The following is an 11751-nucleotide window of genomic DNA, read 5'->3' as shown; positions in this document are numbered from 1 at the left end:
GGCATCAGATGTTCAGTACCCATTCCAGCAGCCAGTAACCGCTTTCCAGGTCTTGGCGATGTGCTGCGCTGGCGTGCAGGGCGCGTTGGTAATCAAGGTTGAGGCGACTGTTGGGCAGGCTCAGTTCCAGGCCGGCATGGGCGCCGGCCAGTCGCTGCGGGGCACGGCCATGGTCGAATTTGCTCCAGCCCAGATCCACTCCCAGCTGCGGTCGCAGGACCAGGCCCAGGGGTAAATCCAGGGCCAGGGGTTGGCTCAGGCTGTTGCGCCAGATCGCGCCGCTGGATCCGGCGACCAGGTGTTGGCGAAAACCGCGCACCGCCGCGTTGTCACTCAGCTGTTGCTGTTCGACGGCAGGCAAGACGTCGGGGCTGTATTGCAGGTTCAGCTCGCTCTGCCAGCGCCATGGCCAGTTTGGGTCGCGGCCCTGGCGGATGTGCAGCAGGTTGGCGCGGTACTTGTGAAACTGCGGCTGTGGCGCATTGCGGCGCAACGCTTGGCGGTCGGCACCGAACCAGTCCAGACCCTGGCCCACACCCAGGTAGGCGCTCCACAGACCGCTGTCGAGCCAGAGCAGATTGAGGCCGGCTTCAACGCTGCTGAGTGTCGGGCTTTGCAGTTGCAGGCGTTGATTGGCCAGGTGATTGTCCAGGCGCTTGTGCTCCAGGCGCAGGCTGCTGCTGAGCAAACCCTGTTGATTGCGCCACAGATTGCGCTCAAGGCCCAGGCTGTAAAAGTCGCTCTGGCCGCTGGTTTTCAGACGTCGACCGGGAAGCCTGGCCTGGTAGTGCAATTGATTGACCGCCAGGGCGTAGCTCCAGGGGCCATAAGGGATGCTGTAATACAGGCCATAGCCACGGCTATAGCTGGGGCCTTGCTGGAGGCTGGAATTGGCGGACAGCAGCACGAAGTCATTGAGCTGCAGGGGGCTGTCCAGGCTGAGGTTGAGGCCCAGGCGCTCGCGCCCGGTCTGTGTGCTGCCGCGATTGTCGAGGGTGCTGCCCAGGTGCCAGCGGGCATTGATCTTTCTGGGCGCAATGATGATGCGGCTGGCGCCCTGGGTACTGCCGGGGACGATATCGGCGCCGAGGTCGAACGCCTTGAGGCGGTTCAACTGGTCCATGCCCTGTTCCAGTTCGGTCAGGCGCAGGGGTTGACCCAGCAGCGAAGGAAAGGCGCTGTTCAGGGAGAGCGGCAGGTCGGGGTCCGATAGCTCGATTGACTCGACAAAGCCTTCGATGATCACGATGTCCAGTGTGCCCCCCGGCACCGGGCGCTCGGCGAGATAGGGGCGGCTGGCCAGATAACCGGCTTGCACGTAGCGCTGGGTGATGGTTTTCAGCACCCGATTGATCTGTGCCGGACTCATGCAAGGCTTGATCAGCGGTTGCAGGGCTATGCGCAATTCGGCGGACGACAGTTGTCGATTACCCGCTAGGCGGACGCCTTGTAACGGCCAGCACTGGCCAGCGTCGATGGGCTCGGGTGGTGCTTGGGCCGCAGGTACCGGCTCATCGGCGCGTTGCAGCGTGCGCAGACGCTGGCGTTGCTCCAGCTGTTCGCGCTGCAGGCGCTGATCCTGAAGCTGCTGCAGCGCTGGATGACTGTCAGATGCAGCTGATTGTGCGGACCACAGAAAAAGGCCCACTATGGCCAGGACAAACCCGCTCGATTGCCGCGGATACAGGCGTGCAACCGTATTGCTGAAGAAATGGGACATAGCGTAGCGTCCAGGGGGCTGGGTGTCGGGAACCCAGTCGGTTATCCGGTTGAACGGATTCTATGGACGCTACTATTCGTATGGATGCGAGACAGGGCTGTTAGCCCTGTAGGAAGGAGGCTTGAGCTGAGTAGGGAATTTCCGGCGCAGCGCGCCGGACGCCAGTAGGCAATGAGCGATCAGGGGCGAATTTCGATCAGCGTGCCGTCGGGCACCATGTCCCAGACCTCGCGCATGTCGCGGTTGGTCATGGCGATACAGCCTTCGGTCCAGTCCAGGGTATGGAAGAACTCTTCAGGGTATTCTTCGTCCAGCGGCGTTCCATGGATCATGATCATGCCGCCGGGCGGTACGCCTTCACGCCGGGCCCGTGCCGAATCGCTGATGTTCGGATAGGACACGTGCATGGCCAGGTTGTAGCGGTCACTTTCCTTGCGCCAGTCGATCCAGTAGAGGCCTTCCGGGGTGCGTTTGTCACCCTCGCGCAGCTTGGGGCCCTTGGGCTGCTTGCCCAGCGAAATACGGTAGGTTTTCAGCGGCGCGCCGGCGCTGATCAGTTGCAGGCGCCGTTCCGACTTGAGTACCAGAATCTTGTCGATGAGCACCGAATGCTCGGGTTTGAGCTGGAGCGGCGAGGGCGCGACCTTCTCGATCGGTTTGGTCACGATCGTTTCGGTAAACGCTGCCTGGGACACCGATGTCACACTGAGGCAGAAAAGGGCAAACAACCAGCGCATGAAACGATATCCCTGAAAACTAGGTGTTGGGCGACGGGACGAGCATAGGTGGCAGACATTCGTTGCCAATCGGGTACGACTGCTCGATGCGGTCACGATAGTAGCATTTTAGGGTACGACTGACGGTGCGGAAAGCCAGCTCGTCCCACGGGATTTCAATTTCATCGAAAAGTCGCACTTCCAGGCTCTCGACGCCGACTGCAAAGTCCAGGTCGGCAAGCTCGGCGCGAAAGAACACGTGCACCTGGTTGATATGCGGCAGGTCGAACAGCTGGTACAGGCTCATCTGCCCGACGCGGGCACAGGCTTCCTCGACGGTTTCGCGGCGGGCGGCCTGCTCCAGGGTTTCGCCGTTCTCCATGAACCCGGCGGGCAGGGTCCAGTAGCCGCGGCGCGGCTCGATGGCGCGGCGGCACAACAGCACCTGACTGCCCCAGATCGGCAGCACGCCGGCGACGATATTGGGGTTCTGGTAATGGATGGTCTGGCAGTGATCGCAGACATAGCGCAGGCGGGTATCGCCCTCGGGAATACGCTGAATTACCGGATTGCCGCACGCACTGCAGAATTTCATGCTTTTATTCCTATAGGTTGTGCTTATCTTGGCGCGACTTTCACCGCGGCTGCAAGCCGGTTCATCTCGGGGCTTGGGCGGCTCGCGGCTTTGGTGCATCATGCAGGTCATGCTTTGGAATCGAGAGAGAGCAATGCTGGACGAGCTACTTCGCCGCGTGAGCAGTCATACGCCAGGCACCCTGGAAACCGATCGTCGTTTTCCCGAGGCCGCCGTGTTATTGCCGATTACCCGCAGTGAAGAGCCTGAACTGGTGTTGACCTTGCGCGCCAAGGGTTTGTCGACCCATGGTGGTGAAGTGGCGTTCCCCGGCGGACGCCGCGACCCGGATGACCCTGATCTGGTGTTTACCGCTCTGCGCGAGGCCGAAGAAGAGATCGGTCTGCCGCCAGGCCTGGTGGAAATCATTGGTCCCTTGAGCCCGCTGATCTCGTTGCATGGCCTGAAGGTCACGCCTTTCGTCGGCCTGATTCCCGATTATGTCGAGTACCAGGCCAATGATGCTGAAATCGCCGCGGTGTTCACCGTGCCGCTGGAGTTCTTCCGCCAGGACCCGCGCGACCACACCCACCGGATCGATTACCAGGGGCGCAGCTGGTACGTGCCCAGCTACCGATTTGGCGAGTACAAGATCTGGGGGCTGTCGGCGATCATGATCGTCGAACTGGTCAACTTGCTTTACGATGCCGACATCAATCTGCACAAACCGCCTGAGCGCTTCATTCCAATTTGAGCGGGCTCACCCGCCACCACTGCCGCACCGTGAGGAACCACGCATGAAATACCGTCTGGGCGACCTGCGCGTCGAAACCCATCCACGCAGCTGGGCGGCGCCCACTGCCACGCTGATCGGTAAAGTACGCCTGCAGGCGGGCGCCAACGTCTGGTTTGGCGCAGTGTTGCGCGGCGACAACGAACTGATCGACATCGGCGAGAACAGCAACGTTCAGGACGGTACCGTGATGCATACCGACATGGGCTCGCCGCTGACCCTGGGCAAAGGGGTGACCATCGGTCACAACGCCATGCTGCATGGCTGCAGCGTCGGTGATTACAGCCTGGTCGGCATCAATGCGGTGATCCTCAACGGTGCGCGCATCGGCAAATACTGCATCATCGGCGCCAATGCGCTGATTCCCGAAGGCAAGGAAATTCCCGACGGCTCGCTGGTGATGGGCTCGCCCGGCAAGGTCGTGCGCGAACTGACCGAGGCGCAGAAGAAAATGCTCGAAGCCAGCGCCGCGCATTACGTGCATAACGCCGAGCGCTACGCCCGCGATCTGGCCCCGCAGGAGGATTGATGAGTAGCAGTGAGCGTCCGGTCGCCTCGCCCTGTGTGCACATTTGCGCCCTGGATGAGGCCGACATCTGCACCGGTTGTCAGCGCAGCGCAGCGGAAATCACCCGCTGGGGACGGATGGACAACAGCGAACGCCGCCAGGTGCTGAAGCTGTGCCACGAGCGGGCAGTGGCGGCGGGGCTGATCTTCAGCGTCGCCAGCAGCGCGTGCTGATCCGGCACTTGGCCGCAAGCGGCCGCTCAAGTACCCTGTAGGGCTTGCCCAGCGGTCTATCCCATGCCTTTTCTGATTGCCTACATCAGCAGTGTCGTGCTGATCAACTACGCCTTTTCCAGTGCCCCGCACCTGGACGTGATCTGGTCTGCCTGGGGCGGGCTGGTGTTTATCCTCCGTGACATGGTGCAGACCCGCTACGGCCACGGCGCCCTGGTCGCCATGCTGGTGGCGCTGGTGCTGTCCTATGTCACCTCCGAACCGGCCATTGCCCTGGCCAGTGCCAGCGCGTTCGCGGTTTCCGAGCTGATCGACTGGCTGGTCTTCAGCATTACCAAACGGCCGCTGCACGACCGCCTATGGTTGAGTTCGGCGCTGAGTATCCCGACCGACACGTTCATTTTCTTCGGCATGATCGGGGCCTTGACCCCGGTGGTGGCCGGTACTGCCCTGGCCTCGAAATTCGCTGGTGTCACCGCGGTGTGGCTGATCATGGCCTGGCGTCTGCGCAAGCCTGCCATCACCAGCTGAGGCCCTGCGCCTGGGTTTATGTAGAATGGCGCTCCTTTTCATCGGGTTGGCCTGATCATCGGGCAGCCCTGGAATCCTTCCCTCTGAGGACCTGAAATGACCCGTATCGGAACCCCGTTGTCGCCAACAGCGACCCGCGTACTGCTCTGTGGCTGCGGCGAGCTGGGCAAGGAAGTGGTGATCGAGCTGCAACGCCTGGGCGTTGAAGTGATTGCCGTGGACCGTTACGCCAATGCCCCGGCCATGCAGGTGGCCCATCGCAGTCATGTGATCAACATGCTCGATGGCGCCGCGCTGCGGGCGGTGATCGAGGCCGAGAAACCGCACTACATCGTGCCGGAAATCGAAGCCATCGCCACCGCGACCCTGGTCGAGCTGGAAAACGAAGGTTTCAACGTTGTGCCGACCGCGCGTGCCACGCAGTTGACCATGAACCGCGAAGGCATTCGTCGCCTGGCTGCCGAAGAACTGGACCTGCCGACTTCGCCTTATCACTTCGCCGATACCTTCGAAGACTACCGCAAAGCCGTTGAAGACCTGGGTTTCCCGTGCGTGGTCAAGCCGGTGATGAGTTCCTCGGGCAAGGGCCAGAGCCTGCTGCGCAGCGCCGATGATGTGCAGAAAGCCTGGGACTATGCCCAGGAGGGTGGTCGTGCCGGCAAGGGCCGGGTGATCATTGAAGGTTTCATCGACTTTGATTACGAAATCACCCTGCTGACCGTTCGTCACGTCGGCGGCACCACGTTCTGTGCACCGGTAGGCCACCGTCAGGAGAAGGGCGATTACCAGGAGTCCTGGCAGCCGCAGTCAATGAGTCCGGTGGCGTTGGCCGAGTCCGAACGGGTCGCCAAGGCGGTTACCGAGGCGTTGGGCGGGCGTGGGCTGTTCGGTGTCGAGCTGTTCATCAAGGGCGATCAGGTGTGGTTCAGCGAAGTTTCGCCACGCCCGCACGATACCGGTCTGGTGACCCTGATTTCTCAGGATCTGTCGCAGTTCGCCCTGCATGCGCGGGCAATTCTTGGTCTGCCGATCCCGCTGATTCGTCAGTTCGGTCCGTCCGCCTCGGCGGTGATCCTGGTTGAGGGGCAGTCGCAGCAGACGGCGTTCGCCAACCTGGGCGCAGCGTTGAGCGAGCCGGATACCGCCATTCGCCTGTTCGGCAAGCCTGAAGTCAACGGCCAGCGTCGTATGGGCGTGTGCCTGGCACGTGATGAGTCGATTGAGGATGCGCGGGCCAAGGCGACCCGTGCTTCTCAGGCGGTCAAGGTAGAGCTCTAAACCTTGAGGGCCTCATCGCCGGCAATGCCGGCTCCCACAATAGCCCTGCTGAACCCTGTGGGAGCCGGCATTGCCGGCGATAGGGCTGCCCTGCAGCCCTCGCTTTTAAAGCTCTGAATGGCGGGTCTCTTTCAGGCACAGCACGGCAATCAGGCTCAACACAGCCGCCGCCGACACATACCCGCCAACCCAGCTCAATCCGCCCATCGCCACCAGCTTCTGGGCGAAGAACGGCGCCGCCGAAGCCCCGACGATACCGCCCAGGTTATACGCCGCCGAAGCGCCGGTATAACGCACATGGGTCGGAAACAGCTCAGGCAATAGCGCACCCATTGGCGCGAAGGTCACACCCATCAAAAACAGCTCGATGGCCAGGAACAGCGCCACCCCCGCAGTGGAGCCCGAGGTCAGCAGCGGCTGCATGGTAAAGCCGGAGAGAATCGCCAGGACTGCGCCGACAATCAGCACCGGTTTACGCCCGTAGCGATCGCTGAGCCAGGCCGAGAGCGGCGTGGCCAGGGCCATGAACAACACCGCAAAGCACAGCAGGCCGAGGAAGGTTTCGCGGCTGTAGCCCAGGGTCGACACGCCATAGCTGAGCGAGAACACGGTGGAGATATAGAACAGCGCATAGCACACCACCATGGCCGCTGCACCCAGCAATACCGGCATCCAGTATTGCGCGAAGAGTTCGACCACCGGCATTTTCACCCGCTCGTGACGCGCCACAGCCTTGGCGAAGATCGGGGTTTCTTCAAGCTTCAGGCGCACATACAGGCCGACGATGACCAGTGCCGCGCTGAGCAGGAAGGGAATTCGCCAGCCCCAGCTGCGGAACTGCTCGTCAGTCAGGAGCATGGCCAGGGTCAGGAACAGGCCGTTGGCGGCGAGAAAACCGATCGAAGGGCCGAGCTGCGGGAACATGCCGAACCAGGCCCGTTTGCCTTTCGGCGCGTTCTCGGTGGCCAGCAGCGCCGCACCGCCCCATTCGCCGCCAAGGCCAAGGCCCTGGCCGAAGCGCAGCACACACAGCAGGATCGGTGCCCAGGCGCCAATGCTGTCATAGCCCGGCAGCACGCCAATCAGCGTGGTACATACGCCCATTAACAGCAGCGAGGCGACCAGGGTCGATTTGCGCCCGATACGGTCACCGAAGTGGCCGAACAGCGCAGAGCCCAGGGGGCGGGCGAGGAAGGCGATACCGAAGGTGAGGAACGCCGAGAGCATCTGCGCGGTGCCGGAGGTCTGCGGGAAGAACACCGGGCCGATCACCAGCGCGGCAGCGGTGGCGTAAACATAGAAGTCGTAGAACTCGATGGCGGTGCCGATGAAGCTGGCGGTGGCCACCCGTGCCGGTGAGTTGCCGGGGCTGGCCTGGGCCGTTTCGGAGTAGGTGCTGCTGGTCGTCATGCGATTATCCCTGACAGTCGAGTGCTCCATGGGCGCCGTCGCCGGCCTGCACGGGCAGGCATCAGCACACAAGCGCCGCAAGCGGGCGCCGAAGCGTATTGTTGTTGGTCGCGTGACTGAGCATACGCCCGTTGGGGGTAGGGGCGGCGCAGGCAATGTTCGGGGTGTGAAGCAATGCCGGAAAAGCGCGCTATTCAGTTGTGCGGGCTGGCCGGGAGACGCTGGGAGCGGGTAGCAAGCGAGACGGCCAGGCTGGGTAAGCGTGACCGCAGTATAGCTAGCGAGTCACGGTCCAGACCAGTATGCGGCTGGCACAATTGTCTTCTGTTTCGAGGATTTCCAGGCGATATCGGCCGATTTTCAGGCACACCGCGCTGGCCGGGATGCTTTCCAGGGCTTCGGTGACCAGGCCGTTGAGGGTCTTCGGCCCGTCGCTGGGCAGGTGCCAGCCGAGGCTGCGGTTGAGCTCGCGAATCGATACGGTGCCTTCGATGACGAAACGCCCGTCGGCCTGGGGGTGAATGTGCGGGTTGTCCTGGTGATGCTCGTCTTCGAATTCGCCGACGATCTCTTCGAGAATGTCTTCGAGGGTGACGATACCCAACACCTCGCCATATTCATCGACCACCACGCCGAGGCGCCGCTGCTGCTTGTGAAAGTTCAGCAGTTGCAATTGCAGTGGCGTGCTTTCCGGGACGAAGTAGGGCTCGTAGCAGGCCGCCTGCAGGGCCTCGCGGGTCAGCTCGGCTTTGGGTAGCAGGTGGCTGATCAGCTTGGTGTTGAGGATGGCTTCGACCTGGTTGATATCGCTGTGGTACACCGGCAGGCGGGTATGACGGCTGATGATCAGTTGCTCGATGATTGCCTCGATCGGGTCGTCGAGGTTGATACCGTCAACGTCGTTGCGCGGCACCAGGATGTCATTGACGGTGATCTTGTCCAGTGCCAGCAGGCTTTCGGGCAGATTCAGACGATGGTCGGCGTGCAGGTGTTCTTCAGCGTCGGCATCGTCAGCCTGTTCGTGCAGGCTCACTGCATGCGGCTGGATGCGAAACGGGCGCAGTAGCAGTCGCGCGCAGCCATCGAGCAGCCAGGCCAGGGGCTGCAGCAGCTTGAGCGGGACTTTGAGCAGGCTGTTGCCCAAGGCGATGAAGGTGTGTGGATTACGCCGGGCCAGTTGCCGAGGCAGGTACTCGCTCAGCACCAACAGCAATGCTGCGGCGCCAAGTCCGGCCAGCCAGAAACCCTGTTCGCCGCTGTAGCGCTGGCCCAGCAGGCACGCCAGGGCCAGCACCAGTAACTTGCCCAGGGTTGAGCACAGCACCAGCGATTGTGGCGCAACAGCCAGTTCCGGGTGTTCGTCGGTCAGGTCGTTGCGCCGGGCACTGTTGAGTTGCTGCTGGCCGGCGTCCACCGCAGTGAACAGCGCCGACCAGAGCAGGGCCAGTACCAGGATGCCAAGCAAGGGGCCTAACGGCAGCGCGTCCATTAACTGTGCCCGTCAGATATGCAGGATGAATTCGCGTACCAGCTTGCTGCCGAAGTAGGCCAGCATCAGCAGGCAGAATCCGGCCAGGGTCCAGCGGATCGCCTTGTGACCGCGCCAGCCCAGGCGGGTGCGGCCCCACAGCAGCACGCTGAAGACAATCCAGGCCACGCAGGCCAGCAGCGTTTTGTGCACCAGGTGCTGGGCGAACAGGTTGTCGAGGAACAGCCAGCCGGAAATCAGCGACAGCGACAGCAGCCCCCAGCCGGCCCAGAGAAAGCCGAACAGCAGGCTTTCCATGGTTTGCAGGGGTGGGAAGTTCTTGATCAGCCCGGAAGGATGCTTGTGCTTGAGCTGGTGGTCCTGAAGCAGCAGCAACAGCGCCTGGAATACGGCGATGGTGAACATGCCGTAGGCCAGGATCGACAGCAGAATATGCGCAAGGATCCCCGGTTCTTCGTTGATCAGCGGCACCGTACCCGGTGGCGCGAACTGTGCCGTCAGTGCTGTCAGCATGCCCAGCGGGAACAGCAGTACCAGCAGGTTTTCCACCGGAATGCGCAGGCAGGCCAGCAGCGTCAGGGTAATCACCGCCGTGGCGATCAGACTGGCGGCACTGAAGAAGTCCAGGCTCAGGCCCAGGGGCGTGAGCAACTGCCAGAACAGTGCGGTGCCCTGGGCGATAACCGCCAGCGCGCCCAGCAGGCCGAGCAGGCGTTTGTCGGCCTTGGCGCCTTGCGCCAGGCGGGAGCCTTGATAGAGAGTCGCGGCGGCGTACAGGCAGGCGGCGATCAGATTGGGTAGCAAACTGGGTGACAAGGGGAGCATAAGTCCTGTTAGGCAAGCCCGAAAAGAATTGAGTTTGGCATAGAACGCGCCTGCCAAGGAAGACTGCCAGCCGACGGCGAGGTGTGCGCTGGCCCGAGTCTTCGTTATAATCGCCGATCTGCCCCTGCCCAAGGCCCGTCGATTACGCCAGAGGCAGCTGATAAACCTCGGTTCTACAGAGCCTGAAAGGATCACCATGTTTGAAAACCTGACCGACCGTCTGTCACAGACGCTGCGCCATGTCACTGGCAAGGCCAAGCTGACCGAAGACAACATCAAAGACACCCTGCGTGAAGTGCGCATGGCGTTGCTCGAGGCTGACGTCGCCCTGCCGGTGGTCAAGGATTTCGTCAACAAGATCAAGGAGCGTGCGGTCGGCACCGAGGTGTCGCGCAGCCTGACTCCGGGCCAGGCGTTCGTGAAGATCGTTCAGGCCGAACTCGAAGACATGATGGGCGCGGCCAACGAAGAGCTGACGCTCAACACCGCGCCGCCCGCTGTAGTCTTGATGGCCGGTTTGCAGGGTGCTGGTAAGACCACCACCGCCGGCAAGCTGGCGCGCTTTCTCAAAGAGCGCAAGAAGAAGTCGGTGATGGTGGTGTCGGCTGACGTCTACCGTCCGGCGGCGATCAAACAGCTGGAAACCCTGGCAGGCGATATCGGCGTTACCTTCTTCCCGTCCGATATCAGCCAGAAGCCAGTGGCTATCGCCGAAGCGGCGATCCGTGAAGCCAAGCTGAAGTTCATCGACGTGGTCATCGTCGACACCGCCGGTCGTCTGCACATCGACGCCGAGATGATGACCGAGATCAAGGACCTGCACGCCGCGGTCAAGCCGATCGAGACCCTGTTCGTGGTCGATGCGATGACCGGTCAGGACGCCGCCAATACCGCCAAAGCCTTCGGTGAAGCCCTGCCGCTGACCGGCGTGATCCTCACCAAGGTCGATGGCGACGCCCGTGGCGGTGCCGCACTGTCGGTGCGGGCCATTACCGGCAAGCCGATCAAGTTCATCGGTATGGGCGAGAAAACGGAAGCGCTCGAGCCGTTCCACCCCGACCGCATTGCTTCGCGCATCCTCGGCATGGGCGACGTGCTCAGCCTGATCGAGCAGGCCGAACAGACCCTCGACAAGGAAAAGGCCGACAAACTGGCCAAGAAGCTGAAGAAGGGCAAGGGCTTCGATCTCGAAGACTTCCGTGACCAGCTGCAACAGATGAAGAACATGGGTGGCCTCGGTGGCCTCATGGACAAGCTGCCAAGCATCGGCGGGGTTAACCTGGCGCAGATGGGCAATGCCCAGGGCGCAGCCGAAAAGCAGTTCAAGCAGATGGAAGCGATCATCAATTCCATGACCCCGGCCGAGCGCCGCGACCCTGAGCTGATCAGCGGTTCGCGCAAGCGCCGGATCGCCATGGGCTCCGGTACCCAGGTGCAGGATATCGGTCGCCTGATCAAGCAGCACAAGCAGATGCAGAAAATGATGAAGAAGTTTTCTGCCAAAGGCGGCATGGCGAAAATGATGCGCGGCCTGGGCGGTATGATGCCCGGCGGTGGCATGCCCAAGCTGTAACCCTATTCAGGTCGTCGGCGCGAATGCGCGCCGATGATCGGAACCCCGCCCTCGGCGGGACACTGTTGCCTTATATAAGGCAGCGTTATTCGCAAATCAGC

General features: G+C 62.1%; 12 protein-coding genes. 6 read left to right on the top strand and 6 right to left on the bottom strand.

Going from position 1 to position 11751, the window contains the following annotated elements; translation table 11 throughout:
* Positions 1-4: 4 nt before the first annotated feature.
* The 3 genes from NPS47_RS07870 to NPS47_RS07860 all read right to left on the bottom strand — a co-directional run bounded on the left by NPS47_RS07870 (position 5) and on the right by NPS47_RS07860 (position 3031).
* Positions 5-1720 (bottom strand): ShlB/FhaC/HecB family hemolysin secretion/activation protein, encoded by a 1716-nt coding sequence (locus NPS47_RS07870; RefSeq protein ID WP_274294418.1) that lies wholly within the window; start codon positions 1718-1720, stop codon positions 5-7.
* Between the two features lie 179 nt (positions 1721-1899).
* Positions 1900-2457, bottom strand: coding sequence for a L,D-transpeptidase family protein (locus tag NPS47_RS07865; protein WP_274294417.1), 558 nt, complete (start codon positions 2455-2457; stop codon positions 1900-1902).
* A 19-nt stretch (positions 2458-2476) separates the two neighbouring features.
* Positions 2477-3031, bottom strand: a complete 555-nt coding sequence (locus NPS47_RS07860) for an NUDIX hydrolase (protein WP_274294416.1) — start codon at positions 3029-3031, stop codon at positions 2477-2479.
* Between the two features lie 133 nt (positions 3032-3164).
* Here NPS47_RS07860 and NPS47_RS07855 point away from each other — a divergent pair, with 133 nt between their 5' ends.
* From NPS47_RS07855 to purT, 5 genes are all read left to right on the top strand, one after another.
* Positions 3165-3764, top strand: a complete 600-nt coding sequence (locus NPS47_RS07855) for a CoA pyrophosphatase (RefSeq protein WP_157193865.1) — start codon at positions 3165-3167, stop codon at positions 3762-3764.
* Positions 3765-3807: 43 nt separating this feature from the next.
* Positions 3808-4332, top strand: a complete 525-nt coding sequence (locus tag NPS47_RS07850) for a gamma carbonic anhydrase family protein (RefSeq protein ID WP_274294415.1) — start codon at positions 3808-3810, stop codon at positions 4330-4332.
* The gene (locus NPS47_RS07845) at positions 4332-4544 is read left to right on the top strand and encodes a DUF1289 domain-containing protein (protein WP_274294414.1); all 213 of its coding nucleotides are present in this window, start codon (positions 4332-4334) and stop codon (positions 4542-4544) included. Before NPS47_RS07850 ends, NPS47_RS07845 begins: the two co-directional genes overlap by 1 nt.
* Positions 4545-4607: 63 nt before the next feature.
* Entirely contained in the window at positions 4608-5075 is a 468-nt protein-coding gene (locus tag NPS47_RS07840; RefSeq protein WP_274294413.1) for a VUT family protein, read from the top strand.
* Between the two features lie 96 nt (positions 5076-5171).
* Entirely contained in the window at positions 5172-6353 is a 1182-nt protein-coding gene (gene purT / locus NPS47_RS07835; RefSeq protein ID WP_274294412.1) for a formate-dependent phosphoribosylglycinamide formyltransferase, read from the top strand.
* A gap of 105 nt (positions 6354-6458) precedes the next feature.
* Here the strand turns inward: purT and NPS47_RS07830 are convergent, their stop codons facing one another.
* The 3 genes from NPS47_RS07830 to NPS47_RS07820 all read right to left on the bottom strand — a co-directional run bounded on the left by NPS47_RS07830 (position 6459) and on the right by NPS47_RS07820 (position 10077).
* The gene (locus NPS47_RS07830) at positions 6459-7763 is read right to left on the bottom strand and encodes an MFS transporter (RefSeq protein ID WP_274294411.1); all 1305 of its coding nucleotides are present in this window, start codon (positions 7761-7763) and stop codon (positions 6459-6461) included.
* 277 nt (positions 7764-8040) lie between these two features.
* Positions 8041-9252, bottom strand: a complete 1212-nt coding sequence (locus NPS47_RS07825; RefSeq protein WP_274294410.1) for a transporter associated domain-containing protein — start codon at positions 9250-9252, stop codon at positions 8041-8043.
* A 12-nt stretch (positions 9253-9264) separates the two neighbouring features.
* Positions 9265-10077, bottom strand: coding sequence for a cytochrome C assembly family protein (locus NPS47_RS07820; protein ID WP_425313481.1), 813 nt, complete (start codon positions 10075-10077; stop codon positions 9265-9267).
* Between the two features lie 196 nt (positions 10078-10273).
* Here NPS47_RS07820 and ffh point away from each other — a divergent pair, with 196 nt between their 5' ends.
* On the top strand, positions 10274-11650 hold the full coding sequence (ffh, locus tag NPS47_RS07815) for a signal recognition particle protein (protein ID WP_274294408.1): 1377 nt from the start codon (positions 10274-10276) through the stop codon (positions 11648-11650).
* The last annotated feature ends 101 nt before the right edge of the window (positions 11651-11751 follow it).

Source organism: Pseudomonas putida, from assembly GCF_028682475.1.
Classification (GTDB): domain Bacteria; phylum Pseudomonadota; class Gammaproteobacteria; order Pseudomonadales; family Pseudomonadaceae; genus Aquipseudomonas; species Aquipseudomonas putida_AG.
This window is presented reverse-complemented; position numbering and strand designations above follow the sequence as displayed.